Origin of the sequence: Herbaspirillum sp. WGmk3, assembly GCF_023952535.1 — a bacterium.
Classification (GTDB): Bacteria; Pseudomonadota; Gammaproteobacteria; order Burkholderiales; family Burkholderiaceae_D; genus Herbaspirillum; species Herbaspirillum huttiense.
The window spans coordinates 32,320-54,245 of record NZ_JAKYWT010000005.1 but is presented as its reverse complement, the minus strand read 5'-3'; the positions used below and the strand labels follow the sequence as shown (position 1 = coordinate 54,245).

The window sequence follows — 21,926 nt, the reverse complement described above, 5'->3', positions numbered from 1 at the left end:
TGAAAAAAGCCGCACGGCATGCGCAGTGCGGCTTCTGCATCAGGCCTTGCGGGCGCGGATCAGACGCGTTCGAAGATGCCCGCCGCACCCATGCCGGTACCCACGCACATGGTCACCATGCCGTACTTCAGGTTCTTGCGGCGCAGTGCATGGATGGTGGTGGCGGCACGGATCGCACCGGTGGCCCCCAGCGGGTGACCCAGGGCAATCGCACCGCCCATGGGGTTGACCTTGCTCGGGTCCAGGCCCAGGTCGCCGATGACGGCCAGCGCTTGTGCAGCGAAGGCTTCGTTCAGTTCGATCCAGTCGATCTGGTCCTGGGTCAGGCCACCGGCCTTCAGGGCCGCAGGAATCGCTTCCTTAGGACCGATGCCCATGATCTCCGGCGGCACGCCGCGCACGGCGAAGGAGACGAAGCGCGCCAGCGGGGTCAGGTTGAATTGCTTCAGGATCTTTTCCGAAACGATGATCAGCGCACCTGCGCCATCGGAGGTCTGCGAGCTGTTGCCGGCGGTGACACTGCCCTTGGCGGCGAAGACGGGTTTCAGCTTGGCCAGCGCGGCCAGGTTGGAATCGGCGCGCGGACCTTCGTCCAGGGCGACGGTACGGGTCTTGATGTCGATCTCGCCGGTAGCCAGGTTGGGGAAGCGCTCGACGATCTCGACCGAGGTCATCTCGTCGGCGAATTCACCGGCCTGCTGTGCGGCGATGGCCTTCTGGTGCGAGGCCAGCGAGAATTCGTCCTGCGCTTCACGCGAGACCTTCCACTGCTGTGCCACCTTCTCGGCGGTCAGGCCCATGCCATAGGCCATGCCGACGTTCTCATCCTTGAAGGCATTGATGTTGATGGAAGGATGGAAACCCATCATCGGTACCATGGACATCGATTCCGCACCGGCAGCGATCATGACATCGGCTTCGCCGACGCGGATACGGTCGGCGGCCATGGCAATGGCGGTGATGCCGGAGGCGCAGTAGCGGTTGATGGTGACGCCGCCAATGGTGTTGGGCAGGCCGGCCAGCAGCACGGCATTGCGCGCCATGTTCAGGCCTTGCGCGCCTTCGGGGAAGGAGCAGCCGACGATGGCGTCCTCGATCAGCTTGGGATCCAGGCCCGGCACCTGTGCCACGGCGGACTGGATGGCACGCACCAGCAGGTCATCCGGGCGGGTGTTCTTGAACATGCCACGCGGCGCCTTGCCGATGGGGGTGCGGGTGGCGGCGACGATGTAGGCGTCTTGCAGTTGTTTGCTCATTACCAAATCTCCTTGGACTCTCCCTCCCCTTCAGGGGGAGAGAGATTTCATTAATTGCGCACAGGCTTGCCGGTTTGCATCATGCCCATGATGCGTTCCTGGGTCTTGGGGTGGTTGAGCAGCTCCATGAAGAACTTGCGCTCGATGTCGAGCAGCCATTGTTCATTGACGATGCTGCCCTCTTCCACTTCACCACCGGCGACGGTCTCGGCGATCATCTTGCCGAGCTTGAAGTCGTGGGCCGAGATGAAGCCGCCATCGCGCATGTTGACCAGCTGCGCCATGATGGTGGCCAGGCCGTTGCGGCCAATCACCGGCACCTGCGGCGGCAGTTGCGGACGGTAGCCGGCATCGAACAGCGCGCGCGCCTCGACCTTGGCCACGTGCAGCAATTCATAGGGGTTGAAGACGATCACGTCATCCTCGCGCAGGTAACCCAGCTTGCGCGCTTCCAGTGCGGACTTGGAGACGTTGGCAGTGGCTGCAGCCAGCATGTATTCCTTCAGGAACTGCAAGATGTCGTTGCCCTTGGCTTCCTTGGCAGCGCGCGCGGCGGCTTCCTTCAGGCCGCCACCGGCCGGGATCAGGCCCACGCCCACTTCCACCAGGCCGATGTAGGACTCGATGGAGACCACACGCTTGGCGGTATGCAGCAGCAATTCGCAGCCACCGCCCAGCGCCAGGCCGGCGACAGCGGCGATTACCGGCACGCTGGCGTACTTCAGGCGCTGGTGCGCCTGCTGCAGCTGGTGCACCACCGGCTCGATGGCCTTGACGCCACCGGACATGAACAGCGGCAGCATCGACTGCAGGTCGGCACCTGCGGAGAAGGCACCGCCTTCGGCTGCATCCGGATGCCAGATCACCAGGCCCTTGAAGTTCTGTTCGGCTTCGGTGACGGCCTTGTTCATGCCATCGATCACGCCCTGTCCGATCACGTGCATCTTGGTCTTGAAGGACAGGATCAGCACATCGTCGTTCTGGTGCCAGATGCGCACCGATTCGTCTTCGAAGAAGGTGGTACCGGCGCTCTTGCCATCGGCCGCACCCTCGCCCACCAGCGGGGCACGGAAGGCCTGGCGCTGATAAACCGGCAGCTCGGAACGGGCCACGTCAGCCTTCTTGGAGGGCGACCAGGAGCCCTTCTCCGAATGCACGCCATCACGGCCATCGAAGACCCAGTCGGGCAGCGGTGCGGTGGAGAGTGCCTTGCCGGCCTCGATGTCTTCCTTGACCCATTGCGCGATCTGCTTCCAGCCGGCAGCTTGCCAGGTCTCGAAGGGACCGACGCTCCAGCCGAAGCCCCAGCGCATGGCGAAGTCGAGGTCGCGGGCGTTGTCGGCCACCGATTCCAGGTGCACGGCGATGTAGTGGAAGGCATCGCGGAAGATGGCCCACAGGAACTGGCCTTGCGGATTGGTCGAATCATGCAGCGCCTTCATGCGCTTGACCGGATCCTTTTCCTTGAGGATGCGGGCGATGATGTCATCGGCCTTGGCACCGCCCGGAACGTAATCGCCCTTGGCCGGATCGATGCGCAGGATGTCCTTGCCCACCTTCTTGTAGAAACCGGCACCGCTCTTCTGGCCCAACGCGCCCTGCTCGACCAGCTTGGCCAGCAGCGGCGGGGTGGCATAGGAAGAGAAGAAGGGATCGTCCTTCAGGTTGTCCTGCATGGTCCGGATGACATGGCCCATGGTATCCAGGCCCACCACGTCGGCGGTACGGAAGGTGCCGGACTTGGCACGGCCCAGCTTGGCACCGGTGAGGTCATCGACCACATCGACCGAGAGGCCATACTTCTCGGCTTCGATGATGGTGGCCAGGATGCCGAACACGCCCACGCGGTTGGCCACGAAGTTGGGGGTGTCGAAGGCCCGCACCACGCCCTTGCCCAGGGTGGTGGTGAGGAAGGCTTCGAGCTGGTCGAGGATGTGCGGTTCGGTCGATTGGGTCGGGATCAGTTCGACCAGGTGCATGTAGCGCGGCGGGTTGAAGAAGTGCACGCCGCAGAAGCGCGCCTTCAGACCCGCATCGAACCCTTCGGAGAGGGCATTGATCGACAGGCCCGAGGTGTTGGAGGCGAAGATCGCCTTCGGACCGATGTGCGGGGCGACCTTCTTGTAGAGGTCGTGCTTCCAGTCCATGCGCTCGGCGATGGCTTCGATGATGAGGTCGCAGCCTTCCAGCACGGCCAGGTCATCCTCGTAGTTGGCGACCTGGATCAGGGCCGCGTCATCCTTGTTGCCCAGCGGCGCCGGGCTCAGTTTCTTGAGGTTCTCGATGGCGCGTTGCACGATGCCGTTCTTCGGGCCTTCCTTGGCCGGCAGGTCGAACAGCACGACCGGCACGCGGGCATTGATGCAGTGGGCGGCAATCTGGGCCCCCATGACGCCCGCGCCGAGCACGGCCACTTTTTTGACGATGAAATTGGACACGCAAATCTCCTTTGCTGGTGCTGCAAACATGAAACATGAATTCGGGCCTGGCAAGGTGCTGCGCCGCTGGGACGAGCGCTCACTGTACGCTCTTTATCCCGGGTGCGGCGGCTCACAGCATGCCCTGCCGCAGTGACGCCCGCGTGACGCCGTCACGGGCCGCATTGCGTTGGATCAACGCCGCGTGCAGGCGTGCAGCCCGCGCGCGGCGTGGTGTTGCGATCAGAACAGTTCTGCGTCCAGCGCCATCAGGTTGGCCGCACCCGAACGGGCCTGGCGGATCAGCATCGCGGTTTCCGGCAGCAGGCGCGCGAAGTAGAAGCGCGCCGTGGCCAGTTTGGCGGTGTAGAAGGCGTCGCCGCTGTCCTGCTTTTCCAGCGCGATCTTGGCCATGCGGGCGAACAGGTAGGAGAACACCAGGTGGCCCACCACGCGCAGGTAGGGCACGGCCGCCGCACCGGCTTCATCCTGGTTGGCGAAGGACTTCATGCCGATTTCCATGGTCAGCTTGGTCACCTTGTCGCCGATGTCGGCCAGCGGAGTGATGAACTCGGACATGGACTCATCGGTACCGTGCTCTTCCACGAAGGCCTGGATCTGCGCGCCGAATTTCTTCAGCTTGGCACCGTTGTCCATCAGGATCTTGCGGCCCAGCAGGTCCAGCGACTGGATGGTGTTGGTTCCTTCATAAATCATGTTGATGCGGGCATCGCGCACATATTGCTCCATGCCCCACTCGGCGATGTAGCCGTGGCCGCCGTAGACCTGCAGGCACTCGGAAGTGGCCATCCAGGCGTTGTCGGTCAGGAAGGCTTTCACCACCGGGGTCAGCAGGGCCACGATGTCGGCGCTGTCCTTGCGCACCTGCTCATCGGGGTGGGTCAGTTCCTTGTCCAGCTCCAGCGCGACATAGGAGGTGAAAGCACGGCCACCTTCGGCGAAGGCCTTGGCGGTCAGCAGCATGCGGCGCACGTCCGGATGCACGATGATCGGATCGGCCGGCTTGTCGGCGGCCTTGATGCCGGACAGGCTGCGCATCTGCAGGCGGTCCTTGGCGTAGACCAGGGCGTTCTGGTACGCCACTTCGGTCAGGCCCAGGCCTTGCATGCCCACGCCCAGGCGCGCCGCGTTCATGAACACGAACATGGCCTGCAGGCCCTTGTGCGGCTGGCCGATCAGCCAGCCGGTGGCGCCGTCCAGATTCATCTGGCAGGTGGCGTTGCCGTGGATGCCCATCTTCTCTTCGATGGCACCGCAGAAGATCGGGTTGCGCGCGCCCAGCGAGCCGTCGGCATTGGGCAGGAACTTGGGAACCAGGAAAAGTGAAATCCCCTTCGAACCTTCGGGCGCATCGGGCAGACGGGCCAGGACCAGGTGAACGATATTGGCGGACACGTCGTTTTCACCGGCGGAGATGAAAATCTTGTTGCCGGTGATCTTGTAGGAGCCATCAGCCTGCGGTTCGGCCTTGCTGCGCAGGAGGCCCAGGTCGGTGCCGCAGTGCGCTTCGGTCAGGCACATGGTGCCGGTCCACTCGCCCGAGACCAGCTTGGGCAGGTAGAGCTGCTTCTGTTCGTCCGAACCGTGCGCATGCAGGCACTCGTAGGCACCGTGCGACAGGCCGGGGTACATGGTCCAGGCCTGGTTGGACGAGTTCAGCATCTCGTAGAAGGAATTGTTGATCGTCAGCGGCAGACCCTGGCCGCCGAAGTCCGGATCACAGGACAGCGCCGCCCAGCCGGCCTCCACGTACTGCTTGTAGGCTTCCTTGAAACCCTTGGGCGTGGTCACGGCCTTGCTCTCGCGATCGAAATGGCAGCCCTCGCGGTCACCCGAATGATTCAGCGGGAACAGGACCTGCGAGGCGAACTTGCCGCCCTCTTCCAGCACCTGGTCCACCAGTTCGCGGTTGGTGTCGGCGTGGGGCGGCAGTTCCTTGAACACTTCCTCGACATTGAGCAGCTCGTGCAGCACGAATTGCATGTCGCGCAAGGGGGCGTTGTATTGGGGCATGAATGTCTCCGGACGGGTTACGCTGCCTTCCTGGCAGCCGATTTGGAATTCTTGGGGGCGCTGGTACTGGCGCTGTCGCTGCCCTGCGGGCGGTAGCTGTCGATCAGACGCCGGAAACTGGCCTCGGCACGTTCGACGCTGCCGGGAATGTGCAGGAAGCGCGCATCGTGATGCAGGGCCAGGATCAGGCCATACATTTCATAGACCATCTGGCTGACCTCGATGTCGGTGCGCAGGTGGCCGGCTTCCATGGCCTGCTTGATGCAGCGCTCCAGCGCATCGCGCCAGGCCTGGACCATGGCAACGAGGTGATCGCGGATGGCACCGGGACGGTCGTCATACTCGACCGCGCCGCTGATGTAGATGCAGCCCAGGGCGATTTCCACCGTGACCTGCTTGATCCAGCGCGCGAACATGCCTTCCAGGCGCGGCAGGCCGCGCGGCTCCTTGATGGAGGGATAGAACACGTCCTGCTCGAAGCGGTTGTGGTACAGCCGCACGACCTCGATCTGCAGGTCCTCGCGCGAACCGAAATGGGCGAAGACGCCGGACTTGCTCATCTTCATCTTCTCGGCCAGGAGGCCGATGGTGAGCCCTTCCAGGCCATCACGGCTGGCCAGCTCCAGCGCCACATCCAGGATGGCGGCGCGGGTCTGCTCGCCCTTGCGCAGGAACTTGGGCCGGGCGGGCGCGGTGGTCACCTTGCTTGTCTCAGTCATCGTTGTCTCTTTGATATCCGCCGCAGGCGGCGACGGGAAGGAACCGGTTCGACGGGCGCGGCTCGGGGTCCGCTGTCTTGTGCCCTGGATAACCCGGCATGAATTTATCTTCATGCAGAATTTATTCGAACGATCGTACTATTATTCATAGCGCCGCAAATGTCAAACAAAAAATCGGGCTGTCTTGCGGCATGGATTTTTGCCGGGCGGCAAGCCTTCAGGCGGATTCGGAAGGGGGGCTGGCGGCGCCCAGCAGGTCGTGGGCATCGAGCAGGGCGTAGACAATGGTGGGGTTGTTTTCCAGGCACTTGCGGATGGCCGCCGGGATGGTGTCGCGCGTCTTGCGGCACAGGCCGGGCTGCTCGGCCAGGTGGATCTGCAGGCCGCGCACGGTGCGCACCTCGTTGGCCCCGGGGCTGATGTGCAGGTGGATGCCGAGGTTCTTGCGCATGAGGCTGCCCACATGCAGCAGCTCGTCGTAGGTGCTGACGCGGGTGATGCGTTCGATCAGACGTTTTTCTTCTTCACGGGTGAGCCAGAGTACGCGCGCTTCGGGCGCGTGCAGGCATTCCAGCAGCGCTTCACGCTGGCAGGCGCAGGCACCGGGCGGGCACTCCTTGCGCAGGGGCCGGGCCACGGGGACGGACTGCATCGATTCGGAAGAGACCACCTGAGACATCTGCACCTTTGCACCTGGGTTGGAGAAAAGACAGGCCGGGGAAAACGGCCTTCATCTTACAACGAGCCAGCGCTGCGGCGGGATCAGGATGAGGAACGGTCGAGCAGGCGGCGGTCACGCTTGGTCGGGCGTCCCTTGATCTCGGCCGAGGGTTCGCGGAAGAGGCGATGGCGTTCGGCCAGCGCGGCACGGCGCGCAATGCTCTCTTCGGTTTCCTGATAGAGGGTGGCGGCAATGGCGGCCGAGCCGCGCTTGTCGGCAATGCCGGTAACCAGCACTTCCCATTCGGTGGAACCGTTGTCGATGTCCAGGCGGTCGCCGTTCCTGATGTTGTGGGCAGGCTTGGTGCGCTCGCCGTTGAGCTTGATGCGGCCGCGCTCCACGGCTTCGGTGGCCTGTGACCGCGTCTTGAAGAAGCGTGCGGCCCAGCACCATTTGTCGATGCGGGTGATGTCCATGTCGGGATGAGAAGTGGTCAGTGATGCTTAGTGAGTAGCGGTAATTATCGATATTTTTTGAATCATTTGCTCAAGAAAATCGGGATTCACTTCCTTTCTTTGGTGAATCTCTGCCCTGGTGGATCAGCGTCACTATGCTTGCCAGTTTTTGTGGCCACGCTTGTCGCTGCCGTCCATTCCGCCATGACAGATCAATTCCAGACCATCGCTGCGGCATTTGCCGGCGCCGTACTTTCGCAGCAACACCGTCCCCTCAGGCTGCGCTGGCGAGGGCAGGAGACTCATTTCGCGCAATGGCTGCTGGTGCAGCAAGTCGATATCCAGGAAGCCTGTCTGGAAGGACTGCAGGCGAAGCTGACCTGCGTGTCCAGCGATCCTGAACTGCCGCTGCAGGCCCTGCTTGGACAGCCGCTGGGCATCGAGATGGTGACCGACCGAGGCGGTCTGCATCACACCAACGGGATCATCACCGAGGCGCGCGCCGGCCAGGCCGACGGTGCGCTGCGGGTCTACCAGCTCACGCTCAAGGACGCGCTGTCGATCATGGAGGAGCGCATCAACACCCGCGTCTTCCGTCAACTGAGCGTGCCGCGCATCCTGGAGATCATGCTCGGTGAATGGCGTCAGCGCAGCCCCGCACTGGCGACGGCGTTTCACTTCGATCTGGATGGCCTGGAAGATCGCCGTTATCCGATACGCGAGATCAGCCATCAGTTCAACGAATCCGATGCGCACTTCATCAGGCGGCTCTGCCGGCGCGAGGGCATCGCCTGGCATGTGGCCAGCCCCCAGCCCGCTGCCGATACCGGCAGGAGAGAGGATGCAGACGTACCAATGCATACGCTGGTGTTCTGTGATCAGTCCGCCCTGCTGCCCCGGGCCCCTGCCGGTACGGTGCGTTACCACCGCGAGGGTGCCACCGAGGAGCGCGACACCATCAGCGCATGGAGCCGCCAGCGCAACCTGGTGCCGGGTCGTGTATGGCGCGGCAGCTGGGACTACAAGGCGGTGCGCGTCGAGGAAGCCGCCAGTCACAGCGCGATTGACCAGGGCGATACCGGCCGGGCATTGGCGGCCATCCTGAATGACGGGTTGATCGAGGCCCCTCACGCTGCGGATGGCCAGCAAGATCACTTGCGCCTGGCCGATGCCCGCATGCTGGCGCACGAGGGCCGCAGCGAATCCTTCGAGGCCAGTGGTACGGTACGCGATCTGGCGGTGGGGCACTGGTTCGAGCTGGAAGGGCATCCGGACATGCACGGCCAAGATCGCAACTTGCGCGAATTCATCGTGACCTCCTTGCGGCAGCAAGCCGAAAACAATTTCCCCAAAGCGTTGCAGGATGCGATCGACCGCCTGCTGCCCGCCTCCACCTGGCAAGCCGATGTGCAGGGCGCGGCGGACATGCGCTACCGCAATCAGCTCAGCTGCCGCCGCCGCAGCGCGCCGCTGGCACCGCATTACGATCCCGGGCTGCATCTGCCGGCCGTGCATCCGGTCACCGCACTGGTAGTCGGGCCTGCCAACGAGGAGGTGTATTGCGACGAACTGGGCCGCATCAAGGTACAACTGCAGGGCTTGCACGTGGAAGACCACGTCCACGCGCAAGGTGCGGGCACCAGCGGGCAGGAACGGGATAGCGCATTTGTGCGGGTATCGAGCGCCTGGGCCGGAGCAGGCTATGGGCACGATGCGGTGCCCCGGGTCGGCATGGAAGTGCTGATCGATTTTCTTGGGGGTGATCCGGACAAGATGTTCGTCGCCGGTGTCCTGCACAACGGCATCAACCATCCGGCGCGCTTCAGCCACAGCGGCGGCTTGCCCGGCAATCGCTTCCTCTCGGGGATCAAGAGCAAGGAAATCGAAGGTGCCCGCTACAACCAGCTGCGCCTGGATGACACGCCCGGACAGATCAGCACGCAACTGGCCAGCGAGCACCAGCACAGCCAGATGAATCTGGGTTATCTCACCGAACCGCGCCACGACGGGCGGGGAGATGGCCGTGGCGAGGGACTGGAGGCGCGCACGGATGGGCATGGCGTCCTGCGTGGGGCCAAAGGCATCCTCATTACGGCACAAGCACAGGACGGTGGGCGCGGCCGCATGCTGGAGCGCGAGGCCCAGCTGGACACCCTGCGCAGTCTGGCGGAACTGGCGCAGCGCCTGAGCCAGGATGCCGCCAGGCACCACGCAGAAGCGACCGATCTGGCGCAACTGGAGCGCATCAGGGAGCAGCTGCAATCATGGGACACGAGCGAAGCGGCAGGCGGCACGAGGCACGCTGCGGCACCCATGGTCGCCCTCGACGCACCGGCCGGCGTGAGCGTGACGAGCCAGGACACCATGGTGCTGGGCGCGTCCCGGCATATCGACCTGGTCAGCCGGGACAATACCCAGCTCAATGCCGGACGCAAATTGCTGATGCGGGCAGGAGAAATGTTCGCTGCCTTTGCCGGCAAGCACATGAAGCTGATCAGCGGCAAGGGCAGTGTCAAGGTGCAGGCGCACGAAGAACACGTCGAGCTTCAGGCTGCGCGACGCATCCTGCTGGAGGCCAGCGAAGAGATCATCCTGCAGGCCCCGAAGATCAGCATCCGTTCGCGCGATGACACGCAAATCCATGGCGGCGGCAGCTTCAGCCGCTGGAATGCCAGCCTCATCGAACACGGCACCAGCGGACAGTGGCGGCAACAGGCTGCTGAACACAATGTGCTGGGTCCGGCCAATTGTCCGCCACCGGAGATAGCGCCACCGCCTACCTATGAAGACTTGCAGCAGAGCGGCAGTTTGCTGGTGCGCCTGCGCAGTCATGCGCGCGATGGAAGGCCGCTGGCACACCAGCCCTATACGCTCTTCAAGCAGGGGGCGCAGATCGCCGTGGGCGTCACGGACGCGGCCGGGCGATTACGGATCGAAGGCCATCAACCGGGCGACGACAGCTACTCGGTCAAGCTCCCCAATGACTATTGCTTTGATTTACCGGTCCACGAACAGATCAGCGCACTGGACCAGCAACTGGCAGCCTCGGGCTACCGCAGCACAGAAGCGGATGCTGAAAGCCGCCTGCGCCATGCAGGCGCCTGAATCCCTTCCCTTTCTGGATCATCGCCATGACACAGACCTACCACCCAGGCAGCGTCCCCATCGACCTGCGCAAACGTAGTGCTACCGCAACGGCGCAATGGCTGCTGGAGCGCGCAGAAGACAGCAACTCTCCGATCTATCACGCCAACCAGATTGAAGTATTGATCTGCGGCGAAGAAGGCTTCGCCCGTATCTTGCAGGACATCCGGCGGGCCAAGCACAGTGTGGAAATCATTTGCTGGGGATTCGACCCCGCCATGGAACTGGAACGCACGGGCAATACCTGGCCTCGGGGTCCGACCTGGGGGGATTTGCTCAGGGAGGTTGCGGCCGGCAAGTACAACAACGGCAGCCCGGTCAACGTGCGCGTGCTGTGCTGGAACGAGGGCATGATCTCCACGATGGCCAAGAATACGCCGGGTTATGGCACCCTCAATGCGGATCAGGTCAGGCGCCTGCGGCATCATGAACGGCTCTCCGGCAAGCCACACGAAGCCGGCCTCACACCGCAGGAACGGCGCCGCCATTTCAATGCGTTGTGGTTCTTTGATGCCACCCATGGTACGTCTGCGCATCTCAGCTTCATGGTTCGCCCGGGGGATGCCGACAAGGTCCGCCAGAGTCTTGCAGAAGAGCGTTCGGCCAGGCTGGCGATGGCTGAGCACCAATCCCTGGTCCAGGCATCGACGGCGCATCAGAAAACGATACTCATCGACTACGACCATGCAGAAGGCGAACATGCAGTCGGCTACGTGATGGGATTGAACAGCGTCACCGATTATTGGGATACGCGAAAGCATCTGTTTTACGACCCGCGCCGGGGGCAATCGTGGGAAGGTGGCGGCGATGAATTTCCCGGCCTGAAGCCACTGCAAGACTACGCCTGCCGCATTTGCGGCGAGGCCCTGATCAGCGTGAGCAAGAATTTCGTGGATGCCTGGAATCGGGTGGCCACTGCCGACCAGAAAATCCAACGTGCGCATGACCTGCGCTCGCCGCCAGCTGGCCTGAAGGTTCGCGCTGGCAAGGCCGCTCATCGCGCGCAGATCGTGCGCACTCAGGCCGAGGAAGGCGACAAGACCATCCAGCGTCTCTATCGGCAAGCGACCAGTTTTGCTTCCAACTACATCTACATCGAGAACCAGTACTTCCAGTACACCGAGTGGGCGCGGTATCTCAAGCAGCTACGGCGTGATTTCATCGCAGCATGGAAGGCAGCAGGACAGCCGATGAAGGCGCTTCCCGATCTGCATGTCTTCATCGTCATCCCCACCCCGGAGCGCACGCAGATGGTTCCTGCCACGCACGAGACCATCAAGGCACTCGGGCATGGCACATTGATGCCCAATCAGGACAAGGAAGTGGAACGAGAGCTGGCTCTGCGGGAACAGGAGAAAGAACTGGCGACCTACGCGTTCAAGGAAAGGAAAAATGGTGCTCCGCCAGAGCTGGTGCGGCGACCCAAGCCAGCTACTCCTGACGGTAAAGCCCGAAGCAATGCAGACATCGCAAAGGAGCTTGATGCCCTCGGCATCAAGACGCTCGTGGCCAGTCTGTGGGCCTACGATCATGCCGGGAACAGCAAGGGTGAAAAATATCGCGAGATCTATATCCACAGCAAGTTGATGATCATCGACGATGCGTTCTTTACGTTAGGTAGCGCCAACATGAATCTGCGCAGCATGGCAGTGGATGCTGAGATCAACATCGGATGTGACGATCCGTTGTTGAGCAAGAAGCTGCGGCAGGAGGTGTTTGCTATGCATTCAGCCAATGCTGCAGGGTGCGACGGTGGGAGTGGCAGTACCGCTGAAATTTCCAGCACATTCAGGAAGTGGGGAAATCTGTTAGATGACAATCGTCGAGAGAAGAGCGCGCAGTCAAGGCCGCAAGGATTTCTTATTCCATTTTTTGATGAACGAACGTCCAATCTGAGGCTGGCTTAGAACCAGGGAATGTGTATGCACTTGAATAGGTCCCGAACCTCATTTTCTCTACTTACTTTTTTCATCGTTATCTCAACGGTGTTTATCCCTGGATGCATCATGCAAACGCTCCCACGCAATATGAAATTAATTGCCTTTGATCCGCATCGGACAGAATTTAACTGCCAATATGAAAGCGACTTGGAGCCACAGGTCAGCGACGAGGCTGAGCAGTGGTACAGAGAAGGGCTCGCTGCCACCAGTTACGATCTCTGGCCCGAAGATCGAGACTACAAAAAAGCCGCCATCTTATGGACGAAAGCGGCTGAACAAAATCACTGGCGCGCCATGCTGAACCTTGCCACTCTTCATTTGCTAGGAACGGGCGTTGAGCGTAGCAGTGAGCGCGCTGTTCAAATGGTGGAAAAGGCAATGTCACTGGGCGTCCCAAAGGCCTTTGATCTGATGGGAACCTATCACATGAATGGAACTGGTGTTAAGCAAGATGCCACCCGAGCATATGCTTTCTGGGCGCATGCCGCCAACATGGGAAGCGCTGATGCGTTAGCTTACCTTGGCGATAAACTCAACGCCTCTTACGATGATCCCAAAGGAGCCTTCTGGGGAAACAGAGGGATGGCCATCAAGTTGATGGAATGTGGATACCAGCAGGAAAATGGAAATGCTGCGTATCTGTTAGGTCACGAACTGAGCTTTCACGAGCAGTTTGAGCGGGCATTGCATATTCTTCACGATGGCGTCAAGTTTGGCAGCGAAAAAAGTGCTAACAAGCTGTTCGTGGAATTTGATGATGGACGAAAGGTGGTCAATAAATTTCAGGATAAAAATCGCGCGGAAAGATATGCTGCCATTGCCGATCTGCTCCGCCTAAACCCCGACCTTCGCCTACCGAATCTCGACAAGGTCCTCCCCCTCCCTCCCGCCATCCTCCCCTATTGGGACGGCGACAAGCAAACCCTGATCGATGGTGCCAAGCCCGTCAAGACAGCTTCGCTGGAGGACATCCAACCCTCCCCAGCTTCCCAGCGCCAAGGCCGCGCGCACATCCCCGACGGCTTTGTCCTCCCTGACGAGCCACAGGGTGGCCCTCTGATCCAGCATCCAAACACCAATGCGGTCATCAGCGGCTATTGGATCGCCCAATTAGTCAAACCCTACACACCCCGCCAAGTCGCATGGAATGCGGCACAGGTACCCATGCACTATGAGCAGGGCGAATCCTTCACTCCCCCTGACGACGTCACAAAAGAGTCCGGCATTCTTCGTTTCCACTATCTCGGCATACCGGTTCCCAAAGCGCCAGCTGCACGACATGTCCCAGACTGGCGCGTCCCCCAAGGCGTGCTGCGCGAGATTCCCGTTCCTTCACGCGAACTGCGCGCCACAGGCTTGCTTCCTGCACCCGCTACCGGTATCTGGCACGGACGAATTGATCCGGCCCATCCGCTGGCCAAGGTCTTCAACCAATGGAACCGCCAGGCCTATGTCGAAGAAGGGCAGCCCTTCCCCGATCCGCGTGATCGCGGGCTGGACATCTCTCCGAAAGAAATTGAATGGCAATGGCTGGATCAGGCCAACCAGCCCCTGCCTTCAGGACGCAAAGCCATCACGATCCGCAATTTCAGTACGGAAGAACCAATGGCAAAAGGAAGCTGATCGGCGGGGCCCCCGATCTTGCCCCAAAGAAAAACGCCGGCTGAAAAGCCGGCGTTTCTTCATCACGACAAGCGCATCAACAGGCTCAACGCTCCACAGCCAGCGCCACGCCCATGCCGCCACCGATACACAGGCTCGCCAGGCCCTTCTTGGCATCACGGCGCACCATCTCATGCAGCAGCGTCACCAGCACGCGGCAACCCGAGGCACCGATGGGGTGGCCCAGGGCGATGGCGCCGCCGTTGACGTTGATCTTGCTGGTGTCCCAGCCCATCTGCTTGTTCACCGCAATGGCTTGCGCGGCGAAGGCTTCGTTGATTTCCATCAGGTCCAGATCCTGCGGCGTCCAGCCGGCCTTCTTCAAGGTCAGCTGCGATGCCGGCACCGGGCCCATGCCCATGATGCTGGGATCCAGGCCAGCCGAGGAATACGCCTTGATCCTGGCCAGCACCGGCAGACCCAGTTCCGCAGCCAGCTTGGCCGAGGTCACCACCACGGCCGCCGCACCATCGTTGATGCCGGAGGCGTTGCCGGCCGTCACCGTGCCAGCCTTGTCGAAGGCCGGACGCAGACCCGCCAGGGCTTCGGCAGTCACGCCGTGCTTGACGAATTCATCGGTATCGAAGACCACGGTTTCCTTCTTGCCCTTGATTTCGATGGGCACGATCTCATCCTTGAACCTGCCGGCCTTCTGCGCCGCTTCAGCCTTGTTCTGCGAGGCGGCAGCGAAGGCGTCCTGCTCTTCGCGGCTGATCTCGAACTTCTTGGCCACGTTCTCGGCGGTGATGCCCATGTGGTACTGGTTGTAGACGTCCCACAGGCCATCGACGATCATGGTGTCGGTCAGCTTGGCATCGCCCATGCGGAAACCGTCACGCGAGTTGTTGAGCACGTGCGGCGAGGCGCTCATGTTTTCCTGGCCACCGGCGATGACGATCTGGGCGTCGCCGCAGCGAATCGCCTGCGCCGCCAGCTGCACCGCCTTCAGGCCGCTGCCGCAGACCTTGCCAACCACGAAGGCCGGGACCATGTCAGGCAGGCCCGACTTGATGACCGACTGGCGCGCCGGGTTCTGGCCCAGGCCAGCCGTGAGCACCTGGCCGAGGATGACTTCGCTGATGGCTTCCGGCTTGATGCCGGTCTTGGCCAGCAGGGCCTTGATGACTTGCGCACCCAGATCGGCCGCCGCAATCTTCGACAAGGATCCGCCGAATTTGCCGATCGCCGTTCTCTGTGCTGCGACAATGACCACATCATCCATAACTCGCTCCTTTTATTGAAATGGCAGGAAGCCGCGCACGGCTGTCCTTCGAAAACCGGGATGGTCATCTTATTCGATTTCAGCTTGGAACGCGATATGGTGAATTTTCGGTAAATCAAACACCCGGCAAAAAGTCTCAAGCGTCTTTTCCGAGCGTGATGATGTGAATTACCGTGCGATAGAGGAGGAAGGCCGCACCATACGCCGCGCGCTTGTACCAGGGCACGTGCAGGAAGTCCGACAGGTGCACCACCCGGCCCCCGGCCGCACCGGCTTCGATCTCCTGGCGCAGGTAAGCGGCGAAGGCCGGATCCTGCACCACCACGTTGGCTTCCTGGTTGACGAACAGCGACAGGCCGTCATAGTTGCTCGATCCCACGGTGGCCCATTTGTCATCCACCACGGCCACCTTGGCATGCAGTTCCGTATGGGTGTATTCGATGATGCGCACGCCCGCCCGCAGGAGCTTGGGGTAGAAGGAATGCGCCACCGCATCCTGCATCACGAACTGTCCCACGCCCAGCAGCAGGGTCACCTTCACCCCGCGCATGGCGGCTTCTTCCAGCGCGCGGCGCATCTTGCGGCCCGGGGCGAAATAGGGATTGGCGAGGAAGGCCGTCTCCCGCGCACGCCCCAGCGCCTGCAGATAGGCGCGCTGGATGGTGCGCCGGTTGCGGAAATTGTCGCGCACCACCAGCGCAGCCTGGGTCTGGTCATGCACAGGACCCGGATGGCCATGGCGCAGGCGCTTGAAGTTGCGCCAGCGCGCCTTCAGTTTCATGCGCCCCACACGCAGCCATTGCGCCTGCACTTCACGATAGATGTCCTGCACCAGCGGCCCGAGCACGCTCACGGCGAAATCCCAGCGCGGTGCGGGCAGCGCGGTGATGTGGTCACGGTCGGACACCATGTCGTCATTGATGTTGAGCCCGCCAACGAAGGCCACCTGCCGATCCACCACGCACAGCTTGCGGTGGCTGCGCGCCACGCCGCGCCGGAACCAGGGATTGAAGGAGCGATGCTGCACCCCGGCCGCCGTCAGTGCGAGTCGCAATTTGTTAGTATTTTCGCGTCCGGTACCGAGCCAGTCATTGATGACATAGACCACAACACCGCGTCCGGCGGCCCTTTGCAGGGCTTCGCAGACCAGTATGCCCGTATCGTCGAGCGAAAAAATATAAGTTTCCAGATAGATCTCGACGCGTGCTGCGTCGATGGCGCTGATCAGGGCGGGATAGAACCCCGCGCCACTGTGCAGCAGCGCAATCTGGTTGCCGTCAGTAAAGGTGAGGTGGCGCAAGATCAGGCCAGCTGCAGTTCGGTCACGATCGGGGCATGGTCCGACAGGCGCGCCCAGGGGCCATCCTTGAGGACCTCCGCCATTTCCACGCGGAAACCTCGCACATAGATCCGGTCCAATCTCAGCCACGGCATCATGGCCGGAAAGGTCCGTGCCGGGCGGATCGGTGCCGACAAGCCACCGAGCCGGCGCAAGCCATGCATCACGCCGCGCGCATTGGGCTGCGGCTGATCGAACACTTCGGTCACGCCCAGGTTCTGGTACAGCGTGCGGCTCAGCTGGTTGGTCCAGTCATTGAAATCACCGGCAATCAGCAAGGGCGCATCAGGCGGCGAGGAGGCGCTCACAGCCTGGATCAGCGCATCGATCTGGCGCCGACGGCCCCCTGCGAACAGCCCCAGGTGAATCACGTAGCAATGCACCTCCACCCCTTCGATGGGCACCACGCAATGCAGGATGCCGCGTGACTCATAGGCATGGTCCGACACATCCTGGTTGCGGATGGAAGCGATTTCAAAACGCGAGATGAGCGCATTGCCATGATGGCCATGGTCATACACGGCATTCATGCCGTAGGCGGCGTGGTGGGTATCACCAGCAAGATATTCATGCTGCCCCTGCTGCGGCCAGTTGGAGGCGTGGCGCAGGGCGTTGAGGTCGTGGCGGCCCTGCACTTCCTGCAGGAACAGAATGTCCGGATCCAGTTGTGCCAGCGCCTGCTTCAGCGCCAGGATGCGCGGGCGGCCGGCAAAGGAGGTCACGCCCTTGTGGATGTTGTATGTGGCAACGCGCAGCTTCATCGATGCAACCTTTCTCTTGTTCTTGTCCGGTGGCGGTCCCGCGCAAGACGCTGGCTAGGTCGCCAGATAGCGCGGCAACTGCAGGATCGCTTCCGCATTGGAGGGCGAGAAACAGCGGTCGGCCGCCTCGCGATACGGCAGCCAGACATGGCGGGTGTGCTCGCGCGGGGCCAGCGTCACCGGAATATCACGGGGCACCAGCAAGCCAAAGACATGTTCGGTGTTTCTCGTCACGCCCGGCGCATAGCGGTGCCGCCAGACCGGATAGATGTCATAGATGTTGGAAAGTTGCCAGTCGCGCAGATGCGCGCGCGGCACGCGGTTTCCGCCATCCTGCAAGGAGTCTACGCCGGTGTCGGCCACCACGATGCCGGTTTCTTCCTCCACTTCGCGTCGGGCGGTCTCCGACAAGGGCTCATCAAGGGCATCCTTGGAACCGGTCACCGATTGCCAGAAGCCGGGCTGGTCGGCCCGTTCGATCAACAACACGTATTGATCGGCGCTGTGGATCACCACCAGCACCGATTCGGGAATCTTGTAGGGCTTGGCTTGCGTCATGGCCTGTCCGTGATGCGGGAAAGGCTCCATTGTATCGGGACGGCAGCGTTTCAGAGCAGCGAGGCTTCGCTCTCGGCCACCAGCCAGCTGCGGAAGGCCCGTGCCGCTGCATGCTCGATGCGGTCGCGCGGCCACACCGCATAATAACCGCCGCCCAGGCTGGCATTGGCTTCACAGGCGCGCACCAGCAGCCCTTGTTCCATGCAGGCGTCGATCATGTGACGCCAGGCCAGCACGATACCCTGCCCTTCCATGGCCAGTTGCAACAGCACCGGATATTGGTTCGACAGGATCTGCTGTTCGATGCGCACATCGTCCACCCCGTTGTGCGCCAGCCAGTTCTGCCAGGACATCCACTGGCGCTGCCCGTCCTCCAGCATCAGCAGGGTTTCCTGGGGCAGCTCGGCAGGGGCCAGCGTACGGCCCTTCAGATAGGCCGGGGAGCAGACCGGGAACACTTCCTCGTCATACAGGCGGCGCACCGCCAGGCCCGAAGGCGGGCCATCGCGCAGGAAGTAGATGCCCATGTCGAAATCGGTTTCGGACAGCTGGGCCAGGCTGTCATTGACCACCAGGCGCAGGTGGCAATCCGGATGCTGGGCGCGAAAATGCGCCAGGCGCGGTGTCAGCCACAGCACCGCCACCCCCTGCGAACAGGCCACCGTCAGTTCCTGATGGCCCTTGCGCTTCATGATGTCTTCAGTGGCTTCAGCGCAATCGACCAGCAGGCGCTGCACCAGCGCGGCATAGCGCTGGCCGCTCACCGTCAGGCGCAGTGCGCGCGGCTCGCGCAGGAACAGCTTCTTGCCGAGAAAGCGCTCCAGCTGGGCGATCTGGCGGCTGATGGCGCTTTGCGTGAGGTGCAGTTCAGCCGCCGCGCGGGTGAAGCTGCCATGGCGCATGGCCGCCTCGAAGGCGATCAGCGAAGGTAATGGGGGAAGGGGCGATATACGCATGGTCGGCGCTCCGGCTCGAAAGGTCTCATCCAGGTCGAGATGGTAGAGCGAAAAGCATGCCCGCCGCAGCTTTCCCAGGACAGGCGGAAAGCGGCGGCGGAAAAGGTGCAGTAACGGCGATCAGCGGCTGCGGTGGATGTGGCCGGATTGCATGACCAGCGACAGGTGTTCACCCTGGCCGGTCAGCAGCGTGATGTCCTGCAGCGGATTGCCATCGACCACGATCAGGTCGGCCAGTGCACCGGCACGCACGGTGCCCAGTTCGCCTTCGCGCTGCAGGATCGCAGCGGCAATCGAGGTAGCCGATCGGATGGTTTCCAGATTGCCCAAGATCTCGGCGCGGATCAGGAATTCGGTCGATTGATCCTGATGCATCTCGCCCAGCAGGTCCGAGCCGAAGCCCATCTGCACGCCATGCTCGGCATAGATACGCAGGGAATCCCGGCCAGCCTGGCGCACCGATTCGATCTTGGCCACCGAATCCGGCGGCAGGCCCAGGCGCGCGCCATCACGGGCCAGCGAATCGTAGGTCACCAGCGTGGGCACCGCGAAGGCACCGTGCTCGCGCATCACGCGTGCGGCCTCGGCATCGACCAGGTTGCCGTGCTCGATGGTGCGCACGCCGCAGCGCACGGCACGGGCAATGGCGCGGCCGGTGTAGGCATGCGCCATCACGTAGGTCTGCGCGGCTTCGGCTTCGGCCACGATGGCGCGGATTTCATCTTCGCTGTATTGGGTATTGCCGATGGGGTCTGTCGGCGAAGCGACGCCGCCCGAGGCCATGATCTTGATCTGGGTTGCGCCCTTCTGCAATTCCTCGCGGGCAGCCAGCCGCACGGCATCCACACCATCGGCCACGCGCGCAATGGCACCGGCACGGAAGGCGCAGGAGCACGGCTCCAGCACATCGGAACGCGGACGGAAATCGCCATGACCACCGGTCTGCGACAGTGCCTTGCCCGAGGGGAAGATGCGCGGTCCCGGTACCAGGCCGATGGCGATGGCTTGCGCCAGGCCCCAGTCGGCACCGCCGGCATCACGCACGCTGGTGAAGCCGCGATTCAACATGGCTTCGACGATGGGCAAGGCGCGGATCGAAGTCAGCGAGCCGGGTTGCAAGGCATTCAGGCCCAGGTTGGCCAGCGAGGCCAGCACGTGCACGTGGCAATCGATCAGGCCGGGCATGACGGTCTTGCCGGTGACGTCGATCACGCGTGCGCCGCTCACCTCCAGCGGGGTAGCGGAGACATCGACGATGCGGTCTTTTTCAATCAGGACATCATGGCGCGGGAACAGGCTGCCCAGGGCCGGGTCGAGGACGTTGCCGCCCTTCAGGAGAATCTTGGTCATGGCGAATTTCAGTGTTGTTGCAGGTACTGCGGCTCACGCACGAAGCGGGTGCCGACGAAGCTGATGGCAGCGGCGATCATCACGTAGAAGGCCGGGGCCATGTTGTTGCCGGTGGCAGCGATCAGCCAGGTGATGAAGAAGGAAGCAAAGCCGCCGAAGATGGTCACGGCCAGGTTGTAGGCCACCGACAGGCCGGTGGAAAGCACCTTGGCCGGGAACAGTTCGGAGAAGGCCGCCAGGATGGGGCCGGTATAGGCCGCAATCAGGGTGCCGAAGACCAGCTGGAAGATCAGCAGCGTGGACAGGCTGGGCGCGCTGTTGATGTAAGCGAACATGGGATAGGCCAGCACCAGGATCAGCGCGGCGGCACCCGAGAGCAGCGGACGGCGTCCGATGCGGTCGGCCAGGCGGCCGACGATGGGGGCCAACACCATGATGCAGAGTCCACCGACCATGCCGGCGATGAAGCCGGTGGTCTGCGGCAGCTTCAGGACCTTGACCGAGTAGGTCGGCATGTAGAACAGCAGCACATAGGTACAGACCGTCCACAGGATCACCATCGAAAAGCTGGCCGAAGTCTCGCGCGGGAAGTTGCGGATCACTTCCTTCAAGGGCGAATCGGTCTTGTCCTTTTCTTCGAGGAAGGTCGGGGTTTCTTCGAGGTGATTGCGGATGTAGTAACCCACCGGGCCGATGATGATGCCTAGCAGGAAGGGCAGTCGCCAGCCCCAGCTGGCCAGGGCCTGCGGATCCAGGCTGGTGGTGACGAAGGTACCGACGGCTGCACCCAGCAGCACGGCCACGCCGATGCTGGCCTGGATCCAGCTGGAGTAATAGGCGCGTTCACGCTCGGGCGCGTATTCGGTCAGGAAGGCAGTGGCGCTGCCCATTTCGCCGCCGGCCGAGAAGCCTTGCAGCAGGCGCGCCACGACGATGATGAGCGGGGCGAACAGGCCCACGCTTTCATAGGTCGGTGCCAGGCCGATCATGGTGGTACCCACCGCCATGAGCAGGATGGTGACCGACAGCGCCGCCTTGCGGCCCACGCGGTCGGCGTAGATGCCCAGCAGGATGCCGCCCACCGGACGCATGAAGAAACCCACACCGAAGGTGGCCACGGCCAGCAGCAAGGAGGTCAGGTCGTTACCGGTCGGGAAGAACAGCTTGGCGATGATCACCGCAAAGAAACTGTAGACGGTGAAGTCGAACCATTCGAGACCATTGCCGATCACGGTAGCAATGATCGCGCGACGGCGCTGGTGGTTGGTGACCACCGGAATCCCGCCGGCTGGTAATGTCGTTGCTTGCATGCTCTCCCCTCATGTCAGACGTTGATATGCGGCCGATAATAGGGTCAGCGGGAGACTGGCGGAAATGATATCTGTGCATGCAGCCATGCTCTGTGCGCATGCATGCGTAAATGATTTGGCGATTTTTCGCCTTAACTTTTTA

General features: G+C 62.3%; 16 protein-coding genes. 3 read left to right on the top strand and 13 right to left on the bottom strand.

What is annotated here, in order from left to right:
- Window positions 1-59: 59 nt before the first annotated feature.
- The 6 genes from MKD49_RS18800 to MKD49_RS18775 all read right to left on the bottom strand — a co-directional run bounded on the left by MKD49_RS18800 (window position 60) and on the right by MKD49_RS18775 (window position 7,563).
- Window positions 60-1,256: an acetyl-CoA C-acyltransferase gene (locus MKD49_RS18800; protein WP_008334355.1), complete on the bottom strand. Its 1,197-nt coding sequence runs from the start codon at window positions 1,254-1,256 to the stop codon at window positions 60-62.
- A gap of 50 nt (window positions 1,257-1,306) precedes the next feature.
- Entirely contained in the window at window positions 1,307-3,694 is a 2,388-nt protein-coding gene (locus MKD49_RS18795) for a 3-hydroxyacyl-CoA dehydrogenase NAD-binding domain-containing protein (protein ID WP_252697060.1), read from the bottom strand.
- 222 nt (window positions 3,695-3,916) lie between these two features.
- A complete protein-coding gene (locus MKD49_RS18790; RefSeq protein ID WP_034329395.1) occupies window positions 3,917-5,707 on the bottom strand; it encodes an acyl-CoA dehydrogenase C-terminal domain-containing protein in 1,791 nt (596 codons plus the stop codon).
- A 17-nt stretch (window positions 5,708-5,724) separates the two neighbouring features.
- Entirely contained in the window at window positions 5,725-6,426 is a 702-nt protein-coding gene (locus MKD49_RS18785; RefSeq protein ID WP_034329398.1) for a TetR/AcrR family transcriptional regulator, read from the bottom strand.
- A gap of 217 nt (window positions 6,427-6,643) precedes the next feature.
- Window positions 6,644-7,105 (bottom strand): hypothetical protein, encoded by a 462-nt coding sequence (locus MKD49_RS18780; RefSeq protein ID WP_252697290.1) that lies wholly within the window; start codon window positions 7,103-7,105, stop codon window positions 6,644-6,646.
- Between the two features lie 83 nt (window positions 7,106-7,188).
- Window positions 7,189-7,563: an RNA-binding S4 domain-containing protein gene (locus MKD49_RS18775; protein ID WP_252697059.1), complete on the bottom strand. Its 375-nt coding sequence runs from the start codon at window positions 7,561-7,563 to the stop codon at window positions 7,189-7,191.
- Between the two features lie 183 nt (window positions 7,564-7,746).
- Here MKD49_RS18775 and MKD49_RS18770 point away from each other — a divergent pair, with 183 nt between their 5' ends.
- The 3 genes from MKD49_RS18770 to MKD49_RS18760 all read left to right on the top strand — a co-directional run bounded on the left by MKD49_RS18770 (window position 7,747) and on the right by MKD49_RS18760 (window position 14,249).
- On the top strand, window positions 7,747-10,647 hold the full coding sequence (locus MKD49_RS18770) for a type VI secretion system Vgr family protein (RefSeq protein WP_252697058.1): 2,901 nt from the start codon (window positions 7,747-7,749) through the stop codon (window positions 10,645-10,647).
- Between the two features lie 26 nt (window positions 10,648-10,673).
- Complete coding sequence (locus MKD49_RS18765) at window positions 10,674-12,593, top strand: phosphatidylserine/phosphatidylglycerophosphate/cardiolipin synthase family protein (protein WP_252697057.1); 1,920 nt, start codon at window positions 10,674-10,676, stop codon at window positions 12,591-12,593.
- Window positions 12,594-12,692: 99 nt separating this feature from the next.
- Window positions 12,693-14,249 (top strand): DUF6396 domain-containing protein, encoded by a 1,557-nt coding sequence (locus MKD49_RS18760; protein ID WP_252697056.1) that lies wholly within the window; start codon window positions 12,693-12,695, stop codon window positions 14,247-14,249.
- An 85-nt stretch (window positions 14,250-14,334) separates the two neighbouring features.
- On the opposite strand, the gene MKD49_RS18755 is transcribed toward MKD49_RS18760, so the two are convergent.
- The 7 genes from MKD49_RS18755 to MKD49_RS18725 form a co-directional block, all read right to left on the bottom strand.
- The gene (locus MKD49_RS18755) at window positions 14,335-15,510 is read right to left on the bottom strand and encodes an acetyl-CoA C-acetyltransferase (protein WP_039785245.1); all 1,176 of its coding nucleotides are present in this window, start codon (window positions 15,508-15,510) and stop codon (window positions 14,335-14,337) included.
- Between the two features lie 136 nt (window positions 15,511-15,646).
- Entirely contained in the window at window positions 15,647-16,810 is a 1,164-nt protein-coding gene (locus MKD49_RS18750) for a phosphatidylserine/phosphatidylglycerophosphate/cardiolipin synthase family protein (protein ID WP_039785243.1), read from the bottom strand.
- Window positions 16,811-16,812: 2 nt separating this feature from the next.
- On the bottom strand, window positions 16,813-17,610 hold the full coding sequence (locus tag MKD49_RS18745; protein WP_121042386.1) for an endonuclease/exonuclease/phosphatase family protein: 798 nt from the start codon (window positions 17,608-17,610) through the stop codon (window positions 16,813-16,815).
- A 54-nt stretch (window positions 17,611-17,664) separates the two neighbouring features.
- A complete protein-coding gene (gene nudB, locus MKD49_RS18740; protein WP_121043062.1) occupies window positions 17,665-18,168 on the bottom strand; it encodes a dihydroneopterin triphosphate diphosphatase in 504 nt (167 codons plus the stop codon).
- 50 nt (window positions 18,169-18,218) lie between these two features.
- Window positions 18,219-19,124 (bottom strand): LysR substrate-binding domain-containing protein, encoded by a 906-nt coding sequence (locus MKD49_RS18735; protein ID WP_252697055.1) that lies wholly within the window; start codon window positions 19,122-19,124, stop codon window positions 18,219-18,221.
- 120 nt (window positions 19,125-19,244) lie between these two features.
- Window positions 19,245-20,474, bottom strand: a complete 1,230-nt coding sequence (locus MKD49_RS18730; protein WP_252697054.1) for an amidohydrolase family protein — start codon at window positions 20,472-20,474, stop codon at window positions 19,245-19,247.
- 8 nt (window positions 20,475-20,482) lie between these two features.
- Window positions 20,483-21,784, bottom strand: coding sequence for an MFS transporter (locus MKD49_RS18725; RefSeq protein ID WP_121042384.1), 1,302 nt, complete (start codon window positions 21,782-21,784; stop codon window positions 20,483-20,485).
- Between the last annotated feature and the right edge of the window lie 142 nt (window positions 21,785-21,926).